This window comes from Bradyrhizobium sp. CCBAU 53340, from assembly GCF_015291645.1.
Taxonomy (GTDB): Bacteria; Pseudomonadota; Alphaproteobacteria; order Rhizobiales; family Xanthobacteraceae; genus Bradyrhizobium.
This window is the reverse complement of the sequence record NZ_CP030055.1, coordinates 4,718,568-4,741,424: the sequence shown is the minus strand read 5'-3', so window position 1 is coordinate 4,741,424 and position 22,857 is coordinate 4,718,568. Positions and strand designations below refer to the sequence as shown.

Here is a 22,857-nt window from a genome sequence, read left to right as displayed (position 1 = left end):
GAATTGACCTGAAAAGCCGGCAATCGCGCGTTTTGGGGGGCGCCTGGAGGACCGGACGCTTCAAAAATAGCCCACGGTCCCGTTCACGACAACGCACGAATGGGCATGGTCCTATGTGATGCGATGTTGCGCAGGCCCGCCGCGCTGCTAATGTTTCAGGCGAAAAAGCAATTCCTGACCGGCCCGACCGGCCGCGGAAAGACAGTTTGTATGAATGACCACACGCGGCTCCGCGACGGCCATGTAAGCCAACATGGGCCGCACGGTGAGCTGGAGGGGTCGATGGCGGCGGTGGCGTTGGCCACGGAGCCTGCCGTCCCCGTGCAGGCGCCGGGAACCGGCGTCTATGCGGCGCTCGACCTCGGCACCAACAATTGCAGGCTCCTGATCGCCTGTCCCACCCACGACGGCTTCCGCGTGGTCGATTCCTTCTCGCGCATCATCCGGCTCGGCGAAGGTGTCTCGGCCACCGGCTGCATCAGCGAGGCCGCGATCGATCGCGCCATCGCCGCGCTCAGCATTTGCCGGGACAAGATCAACCTGCGCAAGGCCAAGCGGCTGCGGCTGATTGCGACCGAGGCCTGCCGGGCAGCCTCGAACGCGGAAGGATTCCGTAGCCGCGTCGCCGCCGAGACCGGCATCGAGCTCGAGGTGATCGACCGCGAGACCGAGGCTTCGCTTGCCATGCTCGGCTGCTCGCCGCTGGTCGACCCCAAAGGACGCGGCGCCATCCTGTTCGACATCGGTGGCGGCTCGACCGAGCTGGTGCGGATCGAACGCGATCCCGCCAATCCGGAACCGCGGATCAAGGCGTGGATGTCGATCCCGCTTGGTGTCGTGACGCTGGCCGAGCAATTCGGCGGCCGCGACGTCACGCCGGAGGTCTATGCCGCGATGGAGCAGGAGGTCGCCAATTACGTTGCTCCGTTCGCCGCGGAGCACGGCCGCGATCTCACCGACATGCATCTGCTCGGCACGTCGGGCACCGTCACGACGCTTGCCGGCATCCATCTCAATCTCGTGCGCTATGATCGCCGCCGCATCGACAGCATCTGGATGAACGATTCCGACATCACCGCGACCATCAACAAGCTGCTTGGCATGAGCTACGAGGAGCGCGCGGGCAACAGCTGCATCAGCGTCGAGCGCGCCGATCTCGTGCTGGCCGGCTGCGCCATCCTCGATGCGATCCGCCGCGCCTTTCCGCTGCCGCGCCTGCGCGTCGCCGACCGGGGCTTGCGCGAAGGCATGCTGGTCGAGATGATGCGCGAGGACGGCGCGCTCAGGAGCTGGTGAGATGGCGAGAGACACCACCGGCCGCTTGCACGTCCAGGTCAAGACCGGCGGCAAGCGCAAATTGTCGTCGAAGCTGTGGCTGGAGCGGCAGCTCAACGATCCCTATGTCGCCAAGGCAAAGGCCGCGGGCTATCGCTCGCGCGCCGCGTTCAAGCTGCTCGAGATCGACGACAAGTTTCGGCTGCTGAAGCCCGGCATGGCCGTGGTCGATCTCGGCGCGGCACCCGGCGGCTGGAGCCAGATCGCGGCCAAGCGCGTCGGCTCGACGGAAGGCAAGGGCAAGGTCGTCGCGATCGACCTGCTGGAGATGCCGGAGATTCCCGGCGTCGATTTCGCGCAGCTCGACTTCATGGACAATGACGCGCCGGACAAGCTCACGGCGATGCTGGGCGGCAAGGCCGATGTCGTGATGTCCGACATGGCCGCCAACACCACCGGCCATCGCAAGACCGACCAGCTCCGCATCGTCGGCCTGGTCGAAACGGCGGCGGCCTTTGCCTGCGACGTGCTCAAGCCCGGCGGTACGTTCCTGGCCAAGACCTTCCAGAGCGGCGCCGATGCCGATCTGCTGGCCCAGCTCAAGCGCGATTTTGCCACCGTGCGCCACGTCAAGCCGGCCGCGAGCCGGCAGGATTCGTCCGAGCGCTATGTGCTGGCGACGGGATTTCGCGGCGAGGCGAAGGCGTAGCCTCGCTACCCCAGCCGCTGATCCCGCATGTCCTGCGTGTCTTCCGTCGCCGTCTTGACGGCGGCTGTCGCGGCGCTCTTGGCAGCACCCTTGCGGCTTGCGACCTCGATCGCCTTGCGGCCCGAGATCTCGTGGCCGGCATCGCTCGGCATCTGCCAGAAGAACCAGCTCGACGCCGCCGAGGTCAGCGCCACCACGACGAAGGCCGGCGCGAACACGGTGGCGTTGAGCTCGCTGACATGGCTGAGCCACATCGTGGTCTCCACCGATGCCGCGCCGACCGCGACGCCGGCGGAGACGGCGAGCTGCTGGTTGACGCTGACGAGTGTGGTGGCGCGGCTCATCTGCGGGCTCTCGACGTCGGCATAGGCCACCGTGTTGATCGCGGTGAACTCGAGCGAACGGAAGAAACCGCCGACCACTAGGATCACCATGATGATCAGCAGCGGCGTCGTCACCGTGAACAGCGCGCAGACGCCGAGGAAGAATGCGCTGACGACCGCGTTCACCGTCATCAGATTGCGGAAGCCGAAGGCGCGGATCAGGCGCGCGGCCAGCGTCTTCATGCCCATCGCGCCGAGCGAGGAGGCAAAGGTGACGAGGCCGGAATGGAACGGCGACAGGCCGAATCCGATCTGCATCAAGAGCGGCAGCAGGAAGGGCAGCGCGCCGATGCCGAGCCGGAACAGGAAGCCGCCGAGAATGGCCGCGCGCAACGTCGGCAGCCTGAGCAGCGAGAAATCCAGCACCGGCGATCCGGTCCGCCGGGCATGAATGACATAGAGCGTCATCGAGATTGCTCCGCCCGCAACCAATGCTGCCACCGTGCTCCAGGGCAGCAGATTGAGGCCGGCGACCGAAAGGCCAAATGCGATGCCGGCAAGGCCCAGGCCTGCGAGCACCATGCCGTAGAGATCGAACTTTTCCTGCGTCTCGCTCTTGATGGGATCGATGAACTTCAAGGCCATGAAGATGCCGAGCAGCCCGATCGGAATGTTGATCAGGAAGATCCAGTGCCACGAGGCGTAAGTGGTGATGAAGCCGCCGAGCGGCGGCCCGATCACGGGGCCTATCAGGGCAGGGACGGTCACCCAGGCCATCGCATTGACCAGCGCGCTCTTGTCGACCGAGCGCAGCAGCACGAGACGTCCGACCGGCGTCATCATCGCCCCGCCCATGCCCTGGAGGATGCGTGCGAACACGAAGTCGGTGACCGAGCCCGACAGCGCGCAGCCGACCGAGCCGATCATGAACACGCCGACGGCGATTGCGAACACCATGCGCGCGCCGAACCTGTCGGCGGTCCAGCCGCTCGCCGGGATGAACACCGCAAGCGACAGCAGGTAGGAGGTGATGGCGAGCTTCAGCGTCAGCGGGCTGGTGCCGATGTCGGCCGCGATCGCCGGCAGCGAGGTGGCGATGACCGTGGAGTCCATGTTCTCCATGAAGAGAGCGGTGGCCACGATCAGCGGAATGATGCGTTGCTTGTCGACCATGACGGATTGGTAATGGACACGGGGAGGAGCGAGAGCTGCGGCTTATCATCGCCGTCGGCGCCGGACCATTGCGGATCGACGCATAGCACCTAAATCCTGCGCTCGCTCCTTCGTCATTCCCCGGCCGCCGCCCGGCGCGAGCCCCGGAATGACGGCTGGGTGGGCTTCCGCCGGGCTTTCCCCGCCGAAATTTACGTAAAAAGCCTGTGCATGGCTGGCCGGCGGTCCGATTTGCTTTGATTCGTCGCGCGGCCGTGCTATCGACCCGCGTCAACCCCACCGATGGGCTCCGATTCTCAAGGCGATGCCGCAAGGTACGCTGAGGGCGGCGCTCATCCATAATCATTTGCGGCACGGCCGCAGGAAGGAGTTGGCATATGGCCACGGTGCAACTTCAAGGCATCCGCGAAGCCTTTACGTTCGACGACGTGCTGCTGAAGCCGGGCCTGTCCGACGTCATGCCGGGCGAGGTCGACATCCGTTCCCGCGTCACCCGCGCCATCCCGCTCAACATCCCGATCATGGCCTCCGCCATGGACACCGTCACCGAGGCCCGCATGGCGATCGCCATGGCGCAGGCCGGCGGCCTCGGCGTCATCCACCGCAATTTCGACCCCGAAGGGCAGGCCGCCCAGGTCCGTCAGGTCAAACGCTACGAGTCGGGCATGGTGGTGAACCCGCTCACCATCAGCCCCGAGGCCACGCTCGACGACGCGCTCAAGCTGATGAGCGATCACGGCATCTCCGGCATTCCCGTCGTCACCGGCGCCGGCAAGAACACGCCCGGCAAGCTGGTCGGCATCCTCACCAACCGCGACGTGCGGTTTGCCACCGACCGCCGGCAAAGAGTCTCCGAGCTGATGACGCACGAGAACCTCGTCACCGTGCGCGAGAATGTCAGCCAGGACGAAGCGCGGCGGATGCTACACAAGCACCGCATCGAGAAGCTGCTGGTCGTCGACGACCAATATCGCTGCGTCGGCCTGATCACCGTGAAGGACATGGAGAAGGCAGTCGCCCATCCGCTGGCCTGCAAGGATGCGCAGGGACGCCTGCGCGTTGCCGCCGCCACCACGGTCGGCGACACCGGCTTCGAGCGCACCGAACGGCTGATCGATGCCGGCGTCGACCTCGTCGTCGTCGACACTGCGCACGGTCATTCCCGCCACGTGCTGCACGCCGTCAATCGCATCAAGCGCCTGTCCAACTCCGTGCAGGTCGTCGCTGGCAACGTCGCGACCTCGGACGGCGCACAGGCGCTGATCGATGCGGGTGCCGACTGCATCAAGGTCGGCATTGGTCCCGGCTCGATTTGCACCACGCGCATCGTCGCTGGCGTCGGCGTGCCCCAGCTCACCGCGATCATGGATGCGGTCGAGGCAGCCAAGAAGTCAGACATTCCCGTCATCGCCGACGGCGGCATCAAGTTCTCCGGCGATCTTGCCAAGGCGCTTGCCGCCGGTGCCGACATCGCGATGGTCGGTTCGCTGCTCGCCGGCACCGACGAGACGCCCGGCGAAGTGTTCCTGTGGCAGGGCCGCTCCTACAAGGCCTATCGCGGCATGGGCTCGGTCGGCGCAATGGCGCGCGGCTCTGCCGACCGCTACTTCCAGCAGGACATCAAGGATTCCCTCAAGCTCGTCCCTGAGGGCATCGAGGGCCAGGTGCCGTACAAGGGCCCGGTCGGCAACGTCATGCACCAGCTCGCCGGTGGCCTCCGCGCCGCGATGGGCTATGTCGGCGCCAAGGACATGAAGGAGCTGCACGAGAAGGCGCAGTTCGTCCGCATCACCGGCGCGGGCTTGCGCGAAAGCCACGTCCACGACGTGACCATCACGCGCGAAAGCCCGAACTATCCGGGCGGGGGCTAGTCACTCCGCTCTGTTTTCGGCTGCGCGTCGGATTGCGACGCGCCCGCCAAAATGACGGTGTCATGCCCCGCGAAGGCGGGGCATCCAGTACGCCGCAGCCCTTCGGTTCAATCACTGCTGTCTCTGGAATACTGGATCGCCCGCCTTCGCGGGCGATGACACCGAGCGTGTGGATTTGCTTCATTCCCGCGCACCTCCTAAATGACTGCAACAAGCAGTCAGGAGGAAGCCATGACCCAAGCAAAACGCATCGTTCTCGCCGCGCGTCCCGTCGGCGAACCCAAGCCGACCGATTTTCGTCTGGAGGAATTCGCTGTGCCGACGCCCGGCGCAGGCGAAGTCCTGCTGCGCACTGTCTGGCTGTCGCTCGATCCCTATATGCGCGGGCGCATGAGTGAGGGGCCGTCCTATGCCGCGCCGGTGCCGGTCGGCGGCGTGATGGAAGGCGAGGCGGTGAGCGAGGTCGTAGCCTCCAACAATCCGGACTTTGCCAAGGGCGACATCGTCCGCGCACGAACCGGCTGGCAGACGCATGCGACCTCGAACGGCAAGGGGCTGATCAAGGTCGATCCCAAGCTCGGTCCGATCTCGACTTCGATCGGCGTGCTCGGCATGCCCGGTATGACCGCGTATACGGGCCTGCTCGACATCGGCAAGCCGCAAGAAGGCGAGACTGTCGTCGTTGCCGGCGCCTCCGGTGCGGTCGGCTCGGCGGTCGGCCAGATCGCGAAGATCAAGGGCGCGCGTGCGGTCGGCATCGCTGGCGGCAAGGACAAGTGCGACTACGTGGTGAAGGAGCTCGGCTTCGATGCCTGCATCGATCACCGCGATCCTGATTTGGCTGCGAAGCTGAAGGATGCCTGCCCTGATGGCATCGACGTCTATTTCGAGAATGTCGGCGGCGCCGTGTTCGAGGCGGTGTTTCCGCTGCTCAATCCCTTCGCGCGCGTGCCGGTCTGCGGCCTGATCGCCCATTACAACGACACCGAGGCCAAGCCGCCGAAATGGGCCGGCGCGATGATGCGCAACATCCTCACCAAGCGGCTGACCTTCCGCGGCTTCATCGTCTCCGACTTCGCCTCGCGCCATGGCGACTTCCTGCGCGACATGTCGGGATGGGTCCAGGGCGGCAAGGTGAAGTACAAGGAGTTCGTCACCGAGGGCCTGGAGAGCGCCCCGGGCGCCTTCATCGGGCTGCTGAAGGGGGCCAATTTCGGCAAGCAGCTGGTCCGGGTCGGGCCGGACAACGCGTAAAGCCAGGGACTGGAGCGCCTCCAGGAGGCTTCGAGCGTCCTGGAGTTGCATCGGCGCCGCACGCCGGAAGGCTACTGGTTAACGAATCGTTACCGATTGGCCACAGCTGCCCGTAAAAGGTGCAGCGTGTGACAGACGGTTCATTGACGCCGGGCTGAAGGCATTGAATCATCGCGCATATTTTAGGTGCTGCGATGTTAGAGATCGGTATTTTCTGCGTAATTCTTCTGGCTGCCGGCTACTGGGTGGCCATGTATGTCATGGGCCGCCACGACGACGTCATCCACGGCAAGTTCGTCCACAACGAGGACGAAGGCGCATTCGTGCAGCCTCCGATGCCGACGCCTCCACCGCGCTTTCCCAAGCGTCCGGTCAAGGCGGCCGAGCCCGCCAGGATTGCGCCTGCCGATGAAGCGGCTACGCCAGTGACCAGCGAGGCGCTGCAGTCGTTGCTCGCTGCGATCCAGCAGGATCTCAAGAGCGTCGCCTGAGCGGCGCGCTCAGACGCTGCCGCGCTCGACCAGGAAGAGATCGACGACCAATCGCTGCTCGGCGCGCGGCGTACCTGACAAGCGCGCCAGCAGCAGTTCGCCCGCAATCCGGCCGACGGCCGCGGCATCGAACGAGATGGTGGTGAGGCCGGGCGTGATTTGATCGGCGACGTCGTTGTCGCCGAAGCCGAGCACGGCAAGATCGCGCGGCACCGATAGTCCACGCGCGCGGGCTTCGATCAGTGCGCCGGTCGCAAGCAGGTCGTTGGCGCAGAACACGGCATCGATCTTATCGCCGCGGTCGAGCAGGGTGGTGAATGCGGCGCGGCCATCGACCAGCCCCTTGATCTCGCCGACGCCGATCTCGTGGACGATCTCGAGGCCAAGCTGCGCGGCTGCCGCACGAAAGCCATCGCGGCGGAGCGCGCCACGGCCGCTGCTGCGGCCGATGAAGGCGACGCGGCGATGTCCCGCCGAAGCCAGCCTGCGCGCCGCCATTGCGCCGGCATCCGCATTGGGCAGGCCGACCAGCATATCGACGGGGTCGCGCGGAAATGCCCAGGTCTCGATCACGGGAATGCCGAGCTCGGCGAGCGCTGTACGGTTCTCCTCGAGCTCGATCACGCCGGTGAACATTACCGCGGCGGGCCGGATGCCGCGCAGCGACTGGATCATCGCGACCTCCTTGGCATAGGAGTAGGAGGTCTGGCCGACCAGCACCTCGAAACCCTCAGGCTCGAGCGTTGCGGCGAGGCTGCGTACGGCGAGTCCGAATTGCTGGCTGAGAATGTTCGAGACAAAGGCCACGACGACATTCGACCGCCCCGAGCGCAGCGCGCGCGCATGCGGATTGGAGGCATAGCCTGTCGCCTCTATCACCTCGAGAATGCGCTCGCGGGTCTCGCGGTTGACCTTTTCGGGATGGCGCAACACCCGCGATACCGTGATTGGCGACACACCGGCACGCTCCGCGACCTCTTCGATGCGCGGCGGCCGTCCGGTCGCGCCGGTGCGGCCGGGCGGCGCCGGAATGCGCACCACGTCGTCATAGCTCGGCTTGGCCGGATCGGTCATCGAGTCCTGAAGTTAGCCGGAGTCGGTGGTCTGTCCAAAGCTCAGCTTGTGAACACCTCATCACGCGACAGCGCGCGGCCGACCTGGACCAGGCAGTCGCCACTCTGGCTGTCGGTGTGGAGACGCTGGGAGATGACGATGCCGTCGGCAGGGAAGCGCAGCACCTCTTCCGCCAGCTCCGGTCGCTCGAAATCATGGTACCAACCGGCAATGTCGCCGGCCGCAACGCGCGCGCCGACCATGACCGCAGGCTCGAACCAGCCTCGGCGTGTCGCGAACACCGCCTGGGCGTGACTTTGCAGCGCCAGCAATTCGGTGTCGCGCTCGACCGGTGCGTGAGGTCCGAGCACCGGCGCCTGAACCAGACCGAGTGCGAGCATCAGCCGATCGACCGCGCGTGCGGTCAGTGCCATCGTCTGCGGCGTGACGGTGCCGCCGCCGCCGAATTCGCCTGATAGCCCGATCGCGCCGGCGCGGGCAGCGGCGGCCATCGATGTCGGCGCGGCCGCGCCGTTCTCGGCGACGAAGGCGAAGGGCATGCCAAGCCCTTCCATCAGGCGCAAGGCTTGGCCGAACATCTCGGGCGATCCCTGCCGCTCGATCAGCGCGCAAGGCACATGCGCCATCGACGTGCCACCGGAATGGATGTCGAACACGACGTCATGACGCGGAAACAGCTCGTGCTCGAGGAAATGCGCCAGCCGGAACGTCGGCGTGCCCCCGGCATCGCCGGGGAAGGCGCGGTTGAGATTGCCCTCGTCGAGCGGCGAGCGGCGGCGCGCCGCCATCACCGCGGGCAGGTTGGCGAAGGGCAGGATGGTGATCTCGCCCTTGATCGCCTTGGCGTCGAGCCGGCGATAGAGCCGCGTCAGCGTGATCTCGCCTTCATATTCATCGCCGTGATTGCCGGCCATCAGCAGCAGCTTCGGGCCGGCGCCGTTCTTGATCCGGAAGATCGGGATCTTGAGCTGGAAGTAGGGTGAGCGATCGATCGAGAAGGGAATGCCGAGATGGCCCGACCATTTCTGGTCCTTCTCGAAGTCGATGTCGTGGAAGAGTCCGGTATGCATGGGCTGGCCTCATGGCTGCGTCGTCACCGACGCCGGCCGAAGGTTGAACGAAAGGACGGCCGTTACAGCAACGCGACCGCGGTCATCTCGACGCGCAGATCGGGATCGGCGAGACGGGCTTCGACGCAGGCGCGCGCCGGCGGATTGGTCGGATCGATCCAGGCATCATAGACCGAGTTCATGGTGTCGAAGTCGGTGATATGAGGCAGGAAGACGTTGACCGCGATCAGCCTGGAGCGGTCGGAGCCGGCCTCCTTAAGCAGCGCGTCGATCTTGGCGAGCACCTGCTGCGTCTGTGACACGATGCCCGCCTTGCGGTCATCAGCGACCTGGCCGGCGATGTGCACCATGCCGCCGGCGGCGACAGCCTGGCTCATGCGCGAGCCGACGACGTAACGTTTGATCATTTTCGAATCTCTCCTCGTGAAAGGCGGCTCCCGCAGAGCCTGCGGTTCCTAACCGCTGAAGGGAACGATATGAGCGAATGACAACGTTGTCATTAGCCAAAATCGGCATTCCAAGGTGAAATTTGATGCGATGAGGTAATATAGTAGAGGAAACTGCCTGCCCGCTGAGCTAGGGCTCGCCGCCCATCTGAACGAGGATCTCTTCGATATCGACATCGACCTGACCGGCAGCACGGATGTGTCGGACTTCAAGGCTGTCGGGCGCGAAGCGGTACTCGACGAGGCCGGTCTCCTTGATCGCGATCAGGTCCTGGCGTGAATCGTTGATCTTGAAGCCGGCGGATGGCGCCCAGACGTGCCTGATATGGCGGAACGTGAAGTCGCGGCGCTGGTGTACATGACCGCTGGCGATGAGGCGGAGATCGACGCGCGCGAACATCTCGATCAGCCGCGCGCGTGCCGGCTGCGGCACGTAGCGGATCGAGGTCTCAGGCGTTTCAGCATCGTCGGGCAGGTTGAGAAACAGCGGCTTGTGGATGAAGAGCGCGACCGGCTTGCCGTTGACGTGCGCGATCTCCGAGGCGAGCCAGTCGAATTGCTCGGCCTCGAACGCGAGCCCTGAATTCATGACAAGCGAGTTGAGGCCGATGATGCGCCAGCCGGCAGCCTCGAACGACCAATGGTCTTCGCCGATGATGGCGCGGAATTGTCGGCGGTGCGCTTCGGTGACCGGTGGCTTCGGCGCCGGCCCGAGCGCGGTCGGATTGTCGCCGATGTCGTGATTGCCGGGGATGTAGCGGCAGGCGACGGGCAGCGCATCGTGCAGGCTCTTCGCGAACTCCATATCTTCGCGGCTGCTCGGGCCGTCGAAGGAGACGTCGCCGGTGTTGACGACGAGATCGGGCCTGCTTGCATCGATGTGCTCGCTGACACGATCGAAGTTCGCGATCAGGCCGGGAAAGCGCCGGCCCAGATGCGTGTCGGAAATCTGCGTGAGGCGAAATTCGGACATGGGCGAAGTATCGCGTCGTCAAACGTCGGAACGATGACGTACGCGCAGGATCCGCGATGAAACAAAGTTTAAAGCACGCGATAGCGGATCGTGTAGGCGTCCTGCGGAGCCACGGTGCCGGCAAGCGGCGAGGTGATGCGATCGGCAAGGTGCCAGGGCCCGAACTGCTCGCTGCGATGCGGCTCGGCGGGCAGGCGCAGGCGGAACTCGAACGTGCCCTTGCCCGGCAGGTTCACGACCAGCACCCGGTCGGCGGTGCGATGGTTGAGGGCGACCGCGCCGCGCAGCAGCGCGCGCCCGTCGGCGAGGTCGGTCACGCCGTCGACCAAAGCGAGCGTCTGGTTGCGGTCGGTGTGCAGCTCGATCTGGGTGTCCGGCACCGCCGTCAGCGTCTCGCGCGGCATCCGGATCTCGAACTCGACCGCGGGCCTGGACGGGTTGAGGCCGAGATAGGCGAGCGCGGCGTGGTGCATGTCGTAGGCGACGAAGGTCAGCAGGGCGACCGCGGCGAGTGCCGCCAGACCATGCCTGACGACGTCGCGCCAGGTCCGGTAGCTCAGCCGGAAGTACACGGTCATTGCGAGGGCGACCGCGAGCGCCGCTGCGAGGCCCGACAGTGCCGACATCCAGATGCCGAGCTGGCCGTCGGCGAATTCGGTCCAAAGGCTGGACAGGGTGGTCATGGCGCTGGCTCGCCTTGGGCCCCGGGGGCTGAAATGGCTTTAACTATCGCCAGTTGGTCGCGGAATCGGGAACGCTGGTTCAAGTCGTTCGCGGCTGATCGCGGCCGTCGCCGCAAACAATGCCGCCGGCGCTGTGGCGCCGACGGCAATTGCGATGACTGTTCAAATGGATTGGCCGAGATCCTGCGTCGACCCCTGAAGCACTATTCTGCGGCCATCAGGATCGGCGCCGCGCGGCGTGAGAACTTGCCGCAGACCTGCGTGCTGAGGCAGTCGTCGCACTGCCGAGACCGAGCGGCCTGCTGCAACAGGCGGAAGCGGGCGGGCAGGGCGGCAAGATCCGCGACGCTTTGCAGGGAGCCGATGTCGATGCCGTAATCCTGCGTCGTGAAGCTGCAAGGCGAGACCTGGCCCTTCTCGTCGATGAACAGAAAGCTCTGCCCGGGATCGCAATCCCAGACCGGCATCCGCTGCCCCAGCGTGCTTGCCCGGATCCGCGCGAGATATTGCTCGCCGCCGACCAGCACGACGTCGCGCGCCGCGAGGCGTTGGCGGATCGCCGGAAGGGCCCGTTCCAGCGCATCGACGTCAGCGCCCGTGAGACGGTGCTGCGGGTAGAACTCCGGCCGGTCGCGGCCACCGAGCTGGTTGTAGGTGATCTCGGCGATGCCCCAATCGGCGAGCTCCTCGCACAGCGCGGCGAACTCACCGAGGTTCTGGTGCATCAGCACGACATTGGCGCGCAGCTTCAATCTTGAGCCGAGTGCGCGCGCCTCGCGCGCCAGCTGGGGCACCCAGCGGCGCAGCTTCTCGAACCCGCCAGCCCAGCCGCGCGAGGGATCATGGAAGGCGGCAAAACCGTCGACGCTGATGGTCAGCTCCTTGTAGCTCTCGCACAGATGCTGGCGCAGGGCCGGGCTGCCGAGCGTCGTGCCGTTGGTGGTCGCGCTGACTTCGAGGCCGAGACTGCGCACGGCATGGGTCAGGGCCTGCAACGGCTGCCAGCGCAGCGGCTCGCCGCCGAGCCAGCTCAGGAGAACCCGGTCGCCGGTCTGCGACTGGTGCTCGGCCAGCACCGCGGCGAAACGGAGGATATCAGCGGGCGCCGCCTGGCTGCGCGGAAAGCCGAGCCGCTTGTCATACGCGCAGAATCCGCAGGCGAGGTTGCAGCTGTCCACGACACGCCAGACCACGATCATGTCGGCCTCTCCCTTTGCCTCAATGTCTCAGACGATGATTGCCATCGCCTTGACGAAGCCTGGGCCTGATGTGTTTCTATTGCAACTTGTTATTTGCAATTTGCTATTTGAATGAAGTAGGATCAACGGCATGGCTGCCGAGCTGATCCGCCCCATTCTCACCATCGACGTCGTGCTGCTGACCCTGCACGACGACCGCATTCATGCCGTGTTCCAGGCGCGCGAAAAGGCCCCGCATGCCGGGCGGCTCGCGCTGGTCGGCGGCTATGTCCATCCCGAAGAGGACGCATCGACCCACGCTGCAGCGGTGCGGGTGTTGCGCGACAAGGCCGGACTTTCGGTGCGCGTGCTCGAGCAGTTGATGACGTTCTCGGGCGCAGCGCGCGATCCGCGCGGCTGGTCGGCGTCGATCGCCTATTACGCGCTGCTGCCGTACGAAGATCTCGCAGCCAAGGGCGATGCGTCGCTGAAGATGCTGCCGCTCGCCGAGGCGAAGGGGCTTCCGTTCGACCATGACGCGATCCTCGCCGGCGCGCTCGAGCGCTGCCGGCGCCGCGCGGCCTATTCCTCGCTGCCGGCCTTCCTGCTGCGGCCCGAATTCACGCTGCCGGAGCTGCGGCGCGCTTATGAAGCAGCGCTCGGCCGCTCGCTCAACGACAGCGCCTTCCGCCGCAAGGTCGACGAGCTCCGGATGATCGAGCCCGTGACCGGTTCCGTCAGCAAGGCAACGGCCCGGCCGGCGCAATTGTTTCGTTTGGCCAAGTCCGGCGTTGTCGAATTCGACCGCACCGTGTAGCGGTGATTGCCTCGCGCGCGGTTCGCGCCATTTTCGGGAAAGTTCCGATGTCGGTTCAAATGGTCTTGCTGCCTGTCTTCGTGCAGATCGGGCTCACCTTCGCGCTCCTGATCGGCATGGTTTTCGGGCGCCGGAAGGCGCTGGTCTCGGGCGAGACCAAGATCCGCGACATTGCGCTGGGCGAGCCGAACTGGCCGAAGGGCCCCACGCAAATCGCCAATTGCTACCGCAACCAGTTCGAGCTGCCGGTGCTGTTCTACGCCCTGATCGCGCTGGCGCTGCCGCTCCGCCATGCCGATCTCTTCATCGTGCTGATGTCCTGGGTGTTCGTGGTGACGCGCTTTGCCCATGCCGGCGTGTTCGTCAGCTCGAACGATCTGGGCTACCGCTCGTCGGTCTGGCTCGCCGGCGTGCTGGTGCTGTTGGCGATGTGGATCTACTTCGCACTGAGAATCCTGTTGCTGATCTAGCTCTTGCTGGTCTGATTTCACCTGAAAGATTCAAATGACTCCCGCTGCCCGGCTGTCAGCAGCCATCGAACTGATCGACACTATCGAACGCGACCGCGTGCCCGCGGCGAAAGCGCTGAAGGAGTGGGGCACCGCGCACCGCTTTGCCGGCTCCGGCGACCGCGCCGCCATTGCCGGCCTCGTCTGGGACGTGCTGCGCCGCTTTTCCTCCAGCGCGCATCTGATGGACTCCGACACCGCCCGCGCGCGCCTGATCGGCATGCTCCGCCTCGAGCGCAACATGGACACCGCGACCATGGGCGCCCTGTTCGACGGCAGCCGGTTTGCACCCGCGCCGTTGACGGACGCCGAGCAGGCGGCGCTCGGCCATCGCTCCCTGAAGGATGCGCCCGCCGCTGTCGCCGGCGACTACCCTGAGTGGCTCGACCCGCACCTGACAAAAGTGTTCGGCGAGGACCGCATCGCCGAGGCGGCTGCGATGGCGAGCCGGGCCCCGCTCGACCTGCGGGTCAACACGCTAAAATCCAATCGCGACAAGGTGCTGAAGGCGCTTGCTCATCTTCATGCGAAACCGACGCCATGGTCGCCAACGGGCTTACGCATCGAGCTTTCGGCCGATGCGCGCAATCCGGGAATCCAGGCGGAAGAGGATTTCATCAAGGGCGGCATTGAAGTGCAGGATGAAGGATCGCAGCTTGCGGCGCTGTTCACGGCGGCAAAACCGGGCGAGCAGGTGATCGATCTCTGCGCCGGCGCCGGCGGCAAGACGCTCGCGCTCGCAGCACAGGTGCAGGGCAAGGGCCGACTGATCGCGACCGACAGCGACAAGCGCCAGCTTGCGCCGATCCACGAGCGCCTGTCGCGCGCCGGCGTCCACAATGCCGAGGTCCGCACGCCCAAGGGCGATGCCGATCCGCTGGCCGATATCCGCGGCACCGCCGACCTCGTCGTGATCGATGCGCCCTGCACGGGAACCGGCACCTGGCGCCGCAACCCCGACGCCAAATGGCGCATGCGGCCGGGCGCGCTGGAGATTCGTCTCAAGGACCAGGCCGAGGTGCTGGCGCGCGCCGTTCCGCTGGTGAAGGCGGGCGGCCGCATCGCCTACATCACCTGCTCGGTGCTGTCGGAGGAGAACAACGAGCAGGTGCGGGCGTTCGTCGCCAGCCATCCGGAGTTCTCGGTCGTACCGCCGGAACAGACCGCGAGCGTGCTCTGGGACAAGGCCGAGGCGTTCGCAGACGCCGCGCTGCAATCACCCGAAGGCTGGCTGATGACGCCACGGCGGACCGGGACGGACGGGTTCTTCGTCTCGGTGCTGAAGAAAATGGCTTGATCTCGCTCCGCCGTCATTCCGGGGCGCCCGAAGGGCGAGCCCGGAATCCATCGTGCGACAGACTCTGCGGGTCAATGGATTCCGGGCTCTCGCTTCGCGAGCCCCGGAATGACACCTACAACAAAAACCCCGCGAACCGGAATCCCGGTCGCGGGGTTTCTTTAGCTCAACGGTCTGCCGGTACGTCCGCGGTCAGATCGCCAATGGCGCAGGCCTCTAGCCGGCGCGGAGGTTGTCGGCGGCGGACTTGCCGCTGCGGCGGTCCGCGACGATGTCGAACGACACCTTCTGGCCCTCATTGAGGGTCGACAGACCCGCGCGCTCGACGGCGCTGATGTGGACGAAGACGTCCTTGTCGCCGTTGTCGGGCTGGATGAAACCAAAACCCTTTTGGTTGTTGAACCACTTCACGGTGCCCATAGTCATAGTCATTTCCTTCTCAAGTGACGATGCACTCAGGGGGACCAAAGCGCGACAGCTCGCGCCCTTCGTCCCGGTTGGTCGATTTTGGAGAAATACCTGAAACGTGCTCGCCCATTGGGAAATGAGGCGCCGCGGCCCAGTCGTTCGGCCAAGGATCGATGCCTGTTAATCTAGCTAAATATTGGGGCCAGTTCAAGGCAACACGCGTTGGCAGCGAACTGTCCATGGTTTGCTATTTTGCGCTGCACACCGTTTTCCGGAAGGATAGTTCCGTCAGTCCACGATGAAGAGCGTCGCGCCCACTGCCGTCGAGGAGCGATGCGCGGCATCGCCGAAATCCGAGACCTGGTAGCTCATGCCCGGCGTCAGCTTGAACTTGCGCCCGTCGCGCAATTCGCTGTCGAGCTCGCCCTTGACCACGAAGATGACGTGGCCGCGATCGCACCAGTGATCGGCGAGATAGCCCGGCGAATACTCGACCATCCGCACGCGAAGGTCGCCGATGTTGAGCGTCCGCCAAAGCGCCTGTCCGGTCTCACCGGGATGCCTTGTGGCTTCGACCTTGCTCCAGTCGGTGACGGTGAAGGGCGAGGTGGGGAGTTTCATGGGGAGGGTCCTGTTTCAGTGCCGGCGGTGCTGTTGTTAGCGCACGCCTCTATCACCGTCACCCTGAGATGGCCGCTTCTTCAGCGGCCCTCGAAGGGCGACGGCCTGGCTGCATCGGGGCCGTACATCCTTCGAGGCTCGCCCTGCGTCGCTGCGCGCCGCAGAACTCGCACCTCAGGATGACGGGGAAGGAGCGAGGTCGTCGCGTTCAAGCGCACTCAATGCGGCAGATGGTTCGCCGAGCCCTGCACGATCAGCCCCGCATCATTCACCCGCAGATATTCGCAGATCTTCTTGCCCCGCTCGTTCTGGTAGAACACCACGACGCTGTCCGGGCTGACGAACAGGTCGATCAGCGAAAAGTGCAGCTCCGGCAATAGGGCGAGCGCCTTGCTCCAATAGGCGCGGAGCGCGTCCTTGCCGCGCACGGTGCCGCTGGCATCGAACCCCATCGCGGGGATGCGATCCGAGGTCATCACGGTGGCCTCGTCATAGAGCGCCAGCACGCGCTCGAGATCGCGGGCATTCCAGGCCTCGAGCCAGGTCCGGCCGAGCGCGGCAAGCTGTGAAGGCTGATGAAATCCAGACATGGCGTTCTCCCTGATCGGCCCCCGGTTTCTGGATGGGGCAAATTAGGTAAATAATACTTACCTATATCCATTTGTCCATGCCCAAAGAAGCATGTGGGCGCGCGCAGACGCGCGGTTGCGGGCCGGGGGCTCATCGCGTATTGGCTTGCCATGACAGCAGCACAGAACGACCGCTCCGCGTCGACGCCCTCGGTGGCCTCGGCGCACGACAAGATTCTCATCGTCGATTTCGGCAGCCAGGTGACGCAGCTGATCGCGCGTCGCGTGCGCGAGGACGGCGTCTATTGCGAAATCGTCCCGTTCAACAAGGCCGAACAGGCCTTCAAGGAGATGAAGCCGAAAGCGGTGATTCTCTCCGGCGGCCCTGAATCGGTGCATGAGGCCGGCTCGCCCCGTGCACCGCAACTGATCTTCGATTCCGGCGTGCCCGTGATGGGCATCTGCTACGGCCAGATGACCATGGCGGCCCAGCTCGGCGGCGAGGTCGAAGGCGGCCATCACCGTGAGTTCGGCCGCGCCGATGTCGAGGTCAAGGCCGACAGCAAGCTGTTCGCGGACGTCTGGTCGTCAGGCAGCAAGAACCAGGTCTGGATGAGCCATGGCGATCGCATCACCAGGATGCCGCCGGGCTTCTCGGTCGCCGGCACCTCGCCGAACGCGCCCTTCGCGATCATCCAGGACGAGACGCGAAAATATTACGGCCTGATGTTCCACCCCGAGGTGGTGCACACGCCCGACGGCGCCAAGCTGATCCGCAACTTCGTCCGCAAGATCGCCGGCCTCACCGGCGACTGGACCATGCGCGCCTTCCGCGAGGAGGAGATCGCCAAGATCCGTGCTCAGGTCGGCAAGGGCAGGGTGATCTGCGGCCTGTCCGGCGGCGTCGATTCCGCCGTCGCGGCCGTGCTGATCCACGAGGCCATCGGTGACCAGCTCACCTGCGTCTTCGTCGATCACGGCCTGATGCGCCTGAACGAGGCCGAGCAGGTGGTCGACCTGTTCCGCCATCACTACAACATCCCGCTCGTGCACGTGGATGCCTCCAAGCAATTCCTCGGCGAGCTCGAGGGCGTCACCGACCCCGAGACCAAGCGCAAGACCATCGGCCGCCTCTTCATCGAGGTGTTCGAAGCTGAGGCCAAGAAGATCGGCGGCGCCGACTTCCTCGCCCAAGGCACACTCTACCCCGACGTGATCGAGAGCGTCTCCTTCACCGGCGGCCCTTCAGTCACCATCAAGTCGCACCACAATGTCGGCGGTCTGCCCGAGCGCATGAACATGAAGCTCGTCGAGCCCTTGCGCGAATTGTTCAAGGACGAGGTGCGCAAGCTCGGGCGCGAGCTGGGTCTGCCCGAAATCTTCGTCGGCCGCCACCCGTTCCCAGGCCCGGGCCTCGCCATCCGCTGCCCCGGCGATATCACCAAAGACAAGCTCGACATCCTGCGCAAGGCCGATGCCGTCTACATCGACCAGATCAGGAGGCATGGCCTCTACGACGAGATCTGGCAGGCGTTTGCCGTGCTGCTCCCGGTGAAGACGGTCGGCGTCATGGGCGACGGCCGCACTTACGATTATGTGGTGGGCCTCCGCGCCGTCACCTCGACCGACGGCATGACCGCGGACTTCTACCAGTTCGACATGAAGTTTTTGGGCGAGACCGCCACGCGCATCATCAACGAGGTGAAGGGCGTGAACCGGGTGGTGTACGACGTGACCAGCAAGCCGCCGGGGACGATTGAGTGGGAGTAGGGGACGGCGTGTTTGGCCGCCTGTCTCTGATAAAATGACGGTCGTTCGATGTCGCAAAACTCCGCCCGCTTTGACATTGCGAAGGTCAAAAAGCTTGCGGGCGGAAAGACCTTTGAGCGAGGCGAGGAATATTTCGAGGAAGGAAGCGTCGAGATCCAGTCTCTCACGCCGCAGCGCGTTGTAGCCGAGGTCGCCGGGTCCGAGGACTACCGCACGATTCTAACGGGGTGGGGAAGCGAGATTGGCGGAAACTGCTCCTGTCCCGCCTTTGCAGAACAAGTGTTCTGCAAGCACATGGTCGCGACGGCGCTCGCGGCAAATGCTGGAGGACGCGATATCGAAGTCGCAACGACCGAAGCACGGTCGCGGATACGCCAATACTTGAAAAGCAAGACCGCGGATGAGCTGGTCGACCTGATCTTCGGCGTGGCAGAGCAATATCCCGAGTTGCTTGGCAGGCTTGAGATTCAATCGGCCGCCCTACAGGCGGACGACGGGACGCTCGAGAAGCGCTTGCGCAAGGCGATTGACGCAGCGACCCGCACGCGGGGATATGTCGACTATCGCGAAGCTCCGCGCTGGCAGGCCGGGGTTGAGGAGGTGCTGGAGATGGTAGCCCAACTCGCGTCGGGATCGCGCGCCGGCCTCGCGCTCGGTTTGATCGACCATGCAATCGAGGCCATTGAAGCAAAGTTCGAAGCGATCGATGATTCCGACGGCCTGCTCGGCGAGCTGCTTTCTCAAGCGTTAGATATCCATCACGCAGCGGCGGAAGCCGCGCGGCCAGAGCCCATCGAGCTTGCACGAAGCCTGTTCGCGCGAGAGACGAAGAGCGACTTCGAAACCTTCCGGGGCGCGGCTGAGCGGTACGCCGACGTGCTCGGTGAGTCGGGTCTTGCCGAGTACAGGCGTCTTGCGGTCGCGGCATGGGACAAATTGCCCGCGCGCTCGGGTATGACCCGAGGGACGGAGAGTGCAAGCGGTTCCATCTACATTCTGCGGGGAATTCTCGACTTCTTTGCTAAACGCGAAGGCGACGTCGATGCGAGGATCGCCGTGTATGCGAAGAATCTCGAATCGCCTTGGGACTATCTCGAACTCGCGCAGATTTGCGCGTCGGAAGGGCGTGAGAACGAAGCCTTGCGGCGTGCCGAGGAAGGTCTTTGGCTATTCGAGGATCGGCAGTCGGACGAGCGGTTGTTGTTTTTTGCCGTAAACCTGTTGACGAAGGCCCGCCGCAAGCCGGATGCGGAGGCCCATCTGTGGCGGGCATTCGAGAAGCAGCCCAGCCTGGAAATATTCAAGCAGCTTCGCAAGCTCGCCGGCACTGCCGCGGTTGAGCGAGCGGTCGCCGTGTTGGAGGCCCGTCTTGGCAAGAAGTCGGGCACCTTGTGGCACGATCGCCCCGATCTCCTGGTCGAGATTTACATATCCGAAAAGCGGTTCGATGATGCATGGTCGTCCGTGAGCAGGTTTGGTGCTTCGCCTTACGCGAGGCAGGCGCTGGTCGAGGCTAGCGACATGAAGTTTCCGCGCGAGGCGCTTCAATTCTACGAGGCGCAAATCGAGCGACTGCTGACTGGCGCCGGCTACGAAGAAGCGGTCAAAATAATTCGTCGCATGGCGAGGCTACGTAGCGAGGCCGAGCAGCTAGCGTACGTCGCTGATCTCAGGGTGCGGCACGGTCGCAAACGCAATTTCATGAAGTTGTTGGGGTAAGACAGTGAGGCGCGCAAAGATCGACGAGCAGAACCGCTTCCTGTTGCAGCGACAGCGCGAGTTCAGGATTGCTGCCGACGTCGTTGCCGATGCATGGGCATCGCATCGGGAGGTGGAAGCGGTGGCGGTGATCGGCTCGGTTGCCAAGCCACTCTGGAAAGAAGTTCCCCGGTTTTCGGAGTTTCGACGCGCAGGCATCGAGGTCTGGCATGAGTGCGGTGATCTGGATATCGCGGTCTGGATTGATTCACTGGACCGGCTCGACGCCCTTCGTCGTGCCGCCGCTCTGGCGCTTCGCGCGGCATTTGAACGTGGAGCCGGCACGAGCGTGGTCCCTCAACAGCTCGACATTTTTCTGATCGAACCGGGCAGCGACCGCTATCTCGGCCGGCTCTGCTCATTCAACGCGTGCCCGAAGGATAAGCAGGATTGCGAAGCTCCGGGTTGCGGCGCAATTCGCTTCAACAAGGTGGTATTGGGATTCCAGCCGCGGCCGGACCTTCTAGAGCCGGCCCGCTATGCAACACTGTACAAACGCGGAAAGGGACGTGTGCTGTCGGCGCTGGATCTGCCCACGGTCGAAGGGATCGGAGCTATGATCGGCAGCGAGAAAGCGCGCTCGGTGCCGCGTCGATCGCGCGACTGACGCCGCTGGCAGGTCGCCAGCGACGTTTGCCGCTAGAATCGCTTGGCCCAACCGGCCCGGCAGGATGACGGATTCTAGGAGCGTATCTCCTGCGCGATCTCCCACATATGACCGGATGGGTCGGCAAAGGCGGCGGTGCGACGGCCCCAGGGACGATCGATGGGGCCGTTCACCAGCGCCACACCGTTTTGCCGGATCCTCGCGCAGGCTTCATCGACATCGGCGACGCGGATGGTCATGAGCATGCGTGGGCCGGCGTTTGAAGCGGCCGGCACCACCGGTTGCACAAGTTGCGGCGCCTCCGTCGCCTGCAGCAAATTGACCATGACGCCACCGAGCCCGATCACGCTGCATACGGCATCGGAATAGATCGGCCTCGCCTCGAACACCGTCTCGTAGAATGATCTCGTGCGTGCGAGGTCATCAACGAAGAGGGTCACGCACTCCAGATTGTTCAAGCTGTTCATTTCGAGGGGCCTCGGTTGACCAGGCGGTGTTTTGACAAAAGATAATAACGTATTTGAAGATATGGAAGCGGATTGCCGTTTTGACTGGTGCGCCACTCGGCGCGCGCGTGCTCGATCCCTTCAATGAATTGCCCCGGACCCGATTGTTGCGCGGCTGGCCCGCGCTTGCGTCGGATGTGTGTCACGCCCGGTCATGATACGACTTCCGCATCGCCGCCTCCGGAGCCCGTCCGCATGTCCGCAAGCCAAGCACCTGCCATAGCGACCGAAACCGACCCCGAAACCCTCGGCTGGATGCGCGGCTTTCCACCATCCCCCGACCGCACCATCACCTTCCAGGACGGCTCGTTCCGCAATTTCCCCGAGCTGCGCTGGGCCTGGAGCAACATCCGCCGGCTGGTGCCGACGGTGAACGTCTGGCGCGGGGCGGGGCCGGCGTCGCCGCTGCCGCGCGCGGAACAGGACATCGGTGCGGTCACTTCGACCACGATGGACGGGCGGCGCATGACGTTCGCTCAGATGCTGGAGGAGGCGTATGCCGACGGCATCGCGGTGCTGCATCGGGGCAGGCTGATCTATGAGCGTTATTTCGGTGCGTTGAAGCCGCACAAGCCGCATATCGCGATGTCGGTGACGAAGTCGTTCACCGGCACGCTCGCCGGCATCTTGATTGCGGAGGGCAAGATTGATCCGCAGGCGCCGGTGACGGACTATGTGCCCGAACTGAAGACGAGCGCGTTCGGCGATGCGCGCGTGCACGAGGCCATGGATATGACCACGGGTCTCGAATACACCGAAGTTTATACCGACAGGAACTCCGCCGTATGGGACTTGCGTCGCGCCAACGGCATGGCGCCGATCCCGCCCGGCTATGAGGGCGCCACCACCATCTTCGATTTCCTGATCGCGCAGAAGAAGCAGGGCGAGCACGGCAAGGCGTTTTCCTACAAGACCGTCAATTCCGACGTGCTGGCCTGGATCGTCAGGCGCGCCAGCGGCATGACGCTGTCCGATCTGATGTCCGAGCGGATCTGGCAGCCGATGGGAGCGGAGGAAGACGCGCATTATCACGTCGACCGTATCGGCACCGAGAGCGGCGGTGGCGGGCTCTCGACAACTTTGCGCGATCTCGCCCGCTTCGGCGAGACCATCCGCAATCACGGCCGCTTCAACGGCCGCCAGATCGTGCCGTCACAGGTGGTCGAAGACATCGCCCGCGGCGGCGATCCCCAAAAATTCAAGCCGGCCGGCTACGCCACGCTCCCTGGCGCGTCCTACCGCAACCAATGGTGGGTCACGCACAACGAACACGGCGCCTACATGGCGCGCGGCGTGCACGGCCAGGGCATCTATATCGATCCCAGAGCCGAGCTGGTGATCGCGCGCTACGCCTCGCATCCTGTCGCCGGCAATGCCGCCAACGATCCCGTGACGCTGCCGGCCTATATGGCGCTGGCAAAGGAACTGATGGCGGGCGGGTAGGCTGCGCCATACACGCGCTGTCATCGCCCGAT

Annotated in this window: 23 protein-coding genes; 12 read left to right on the top strand and 11 right to left on the bottom strand. The window is 64.7% G+C overall.

Features of this window, described 5'->3' with window-relative positions; all coding sequences use genetic code 11:
- Window positions 1-210: 210 nt before the first annotated feature.
- Window positions 211-1,296 (top strand): Ppx/GppA phosphatase family protein, encoded by a 1,086-nt coding sequence (locus XH89_RS22680; RefSeq protein ID WP_194462640.1) that lies wholly within the window; start codon window positions 211-213, stop codon window positions 1,294-1,296.
- 1 nt (window position 1,297) lies between these two features.
- Entirely contained in the window at window positions 1,298-1,984 is a 687-nt protein-coding gene (locus XH89_RS22675; protein WP_194462639.1) for an RlmE family RNA methyltransferase, read from the top strand.
- A 5-nt stretch (window positions 1,985-1,989) separates the two neighbouring features.
- On the opposite strand, the gene XH89_RS22670 is transcribed toward XH89_RS22675, so the two are convergent.
- Complete coding sequence (locus tag XH89_RS22670) at window positions 1,990-3,480, bottom strand: MFS transporter (protein ID WP_194462638.1); 1,491 nt, start codon at window positions 3,478-3,480, stop codon at window positions 1,990-1,992.
- A gap of 377 nt (window positions 3,481-3,857) precedes the next feature.
- Between XH89_RS22670 and guaB the strand changes: the two genes are divergently transcribed.
- The 3 genes from guaB to XH89_RS22655 all read left to right on the top strand — a co-directional run bounded on the left by guaB (window position 3,858) and on the right by XH89_RS22655 (window position 7,096).
- A complete protein-coding gene (guaB, locus tag XH89_RS22665) occupies window positions 3,858-5,351 on the top strand; it encodes an IMP dehydrogenase (protein ID WP_194462637.1) in 1,494 nt (497 codons plus the stop codon).
- 231 nt (window positions 5,352-5,582) lie between these two features.
- A complete protein-coding gene (locus tag XH89_RS22660) occupies window positions 5,583-6,605 on the top strand; it encodes an NADP-dependent oxidoreductase (RefSeq protein ID WP_194462636.1) in 1,023 nt (340 codons plus the stop codon).
- Window positions 6,606-6,799: 194 nt separating this feature from the next.
- The gene (locus tag XH89_RS22655) at window positions 6,800-7,096 is read left to right on the top strand and encodes a hypothetical protein (RefSeq protein ID WP_194462635.1); all 297 of its coding nucleotides are present in this window, start codon (window positions 6,800-6,802) and stop codon (window positions 7,094-7,096) included.
- 9 nt (window positions 7,097-7,105) lie between these two features.
- On the opposite strand, the gene XH89_RS22650 is transcribed toward XH89_RS22655, so the two are convergent.
- The 6 genes from XH89_RS22650 to XH89_RS22625 all read right to left on the bottom strand — a co-directional run bounded on the left by XH89_RS22650 (window position 7,106) and on the right by XH89_RS22625 (window position 12,541).
- Window positions 7,106-8,170 (bottom strand): LacI family DNA-binding transcriptional regulator, encoded by a 1,065-nt coding sequence (locus XH89_RS22650; protein WP_194462634.1) that lies wholly within the window; start codon window positions 8,168-8,170, stop codon window positions 7,106-7,108.
- Window positions 8,171-8,211: 41 nt separating this feature from the next.
- A complete protein-coding gene (locus XH89_RS22645) occupies window positions 8,212-9,240 on the bottom strand; it encodes a succinylglutamate desuccinylase/aspartoacylase family protein (RefSeq protein WP_194462633.1) in 1,029 nt (342 codons plus the stop codon).
- A 62-nt stretch (window positions 9,241-9,302) separates the two neighbouring features.
- Window positions 9,303-9,647: a RidA family protein gene (locus XH89_RS22640; protein WP_194462632.1), complete on the bottom strand. Its 345-nt coding sequence runs from the start codon at window positions 9,645-9,647 to the stop codon at window positions 9,303-9,305.
- Window positions 9,648-9,816: 169 nt separating this feature from the next.
- On the bottom strand, window positions 9,817-10,659 hold the full coding sequence (locus tag XH89_RS22635; protein WP_194462631.1) for a metallophosphoesterase: 843 nt from the start codon (window positions 10,657-10,659) through the stop codon (window positions 9,817-9,819).
- Between the two features lie 68 nt (window positions 10,660-10,727).
- Window positions 10,728-11,342 carry an acriflavin resistance protein gene (locus tag XH89_RS22630; protein ID WP_194462630.1) on the bottom strand — a complete coding sequence of 205 codons (615 nt, stop codon included), beginning with the start codon at window positions 11,340-11,342 and terminating at the stop codon, window positions 10,728-10,730.
- A gap of 203 nt (window positions 11,343-11,545) precedes the next feature.
- A complete protein-coding gene (locus XH89_RS22625) occupies window positions 11,546-12,541 on the bottom strand; it encodes a radical SAM protein (RefSeq protein WP_194462629.1) in 996 nt (331 codons plus the stop codon).
- A 130-nt stretch (window positions 12,542-12,671) separates the two neighbouring features.
- On the opposite strand from XH89_RS22625, the gene XH89_RS22620 reads away from it, so the two are divergent.
- Genes XH89_RS22620 through XH89_RS22610 form a run of 3 tightly spaced genes read left to right on the top strand, consistent with a single transcriptional unit; the run spans window position 12,672 to window position 15,143 of the window.
- Window positions 12,672-13,337: an NUDIX hydrolase gene (locus XH89_RS22620; RefSeq protein WP_194462628.1), complete on the top strand. Its 666-nt coding sequence runs from the start codon at window positions 12,672-12,674 to the stop codon at window positions 13,335-13,337.
- Window positions 13,338-13,384: 47 nt separating this feature from the next.
- The gene (locus tag XH89_RS22615; protein WP_194462627.1) at window positions 13,385-13,807 is read left to right on the top strand and encodes an MAPEG family protein; all 423 of its coding nucleotides are present in this window, start codon (window positions 13,385-13,387) and stop codon (window positions 13,805-13,807) included.
- Window positions 13,808-13,841: 34 nt separating this feature from the next.
- Window positions 13,842-15,143 (top strand): RsmB/NOP family class I SAM-dependent RNA methyltransferase, encoded by a 1,302-nt coding sequence (locus XH89_RS22610; protein WP_194462626.1) that lies wholly within the window; start codon window positions 13,842-13,844, stop codon window positions 15,141-15,143.
- Window positions 15,144-15,359: 216 nt separating this feature from the next.
- On the opposite strand, the gene XH89_RS22605 is transcribed toward XH89_RS22610, so the two are convergent.
- The 3 genes from XH89_RS22605 to XH89_RS22595 all read right to left on the bottom strand — a co-directional run bounded on the left by XH89_RS22605 (window position 15,360) and on the right by XH89_RS22595 (window position 16,762).
- The gene (locus XH89_RS22605; RefSeq protein WP_194468579.1) at window positions 15,360-15,569 is read right to left on the bottom strand and encodes a cold-shock protein; all 210 of its coding nucleotides are present in this window, start codon (window positions 15,567-15,569) and stop codon (window positions 15,360-15,362) included.
- Window positions 15,570-15,839: 270 nt separating this feature from the next.
- Window positions 15,840-16,172, bottom strand: coding sequence for a DHCW motif cupin fold protein (locus XH89_RS22600; RefSeq protein WP_194462625.1), 333 nt, complete (start codon window positions 16,170-16,172; stop codon window positions 15,840-15,842).
- Between the two features lie 218 nt (window positions 16,173-16,390).
- Window positions 16,391-16,762, bottom strand: a complete 372-nt coding sequence (locus tag XH89_RS22595; protein ID WP_194462624.1) for a nuclear transport factor 2 family protein — start codon at window positions 16,760-16,762, stop codon at window positions 16,391-16,393.
- Window positions 16,763-16,912: 150 nt separating this feature from the next.
- Here XH89_RS22595 and guaA point away from each other — a divergent pair, with 150 nt between their 5' ends.
- The 3 genes from guaA to XH89_RS22580 are packed head-to-tail and all read left to right on the top strand — an operon-like array spanning window position 16,913 to window position 20,876.
- The gene (gene guaA, locus XH89_RS22590; protein WP_194462623.1) at window positions 16,913-18,511 is read left to right on the top strand and encodes a glutamine-hydrolyzing GMP synthase; all 1,599 of its coding nucleotides are present in this window, start codon (window positions 16,913-16,915) and stop codon (window positions 18,509-18,511) included.
- A 48-nt stretch (window positions 18,512-18,559) separates the two neighbouring features.
- Window positions 18,560-20,230, top strand: a complete 1,671-nt coding sequence (locus XH89_RS22585; protein WP_194462622.1) for an SWIM zinc finger domain-containing protein — start codon at window positions 18,560-18,562, stop codon at window positions 20,228-20,230.
- Between the two features lie 4 nt (window positions 20,231-20,234).
- Window positions 20,235-20,876, top strand: a complete 642-nt coding sequence (locus XH89_RS22580) for a hypothetical protein (protein WP_246767586.1) — start codon at window positions 20,235-20,237, stop codon at window positions 20,874-20,876.
- Between the two features lie 74 nt (window positions 20,877-20,950).
- On the opposite strand, the gene XH89_RS22575 is transcribed toward XH89_RS22580, so the two are convergent.
- On the bottom strand, window positions 20,951-21,343 hold the full coding sequence (locus XH89_RS22575; protein ID WP_194462621.1) for a VOC family protein: 393 nt from the start codon (window positions 21,341-21,343) through the stop codon (window positions 20,951-20,953).
- Between the two features lie 234 nt (window positions 21,344-21,577).
- Here XH89_RS22575 and XH89_RS22570 point away from each other — a divergent pair, with 234 nt between their 5' ends.
- On the top strand, window positions 21,578-22,825 hold the full coding sequence (locus XH89_RS22570; protein ID WP_194462620.1) for a serine hydrolase: 1,248 nt from the start codon (window positions 21,578-21,580) through the stop codon (window positions 22,823-22,825).
- Window positions 22,826-22,857 lie beyond the last annotated feature (32 nt).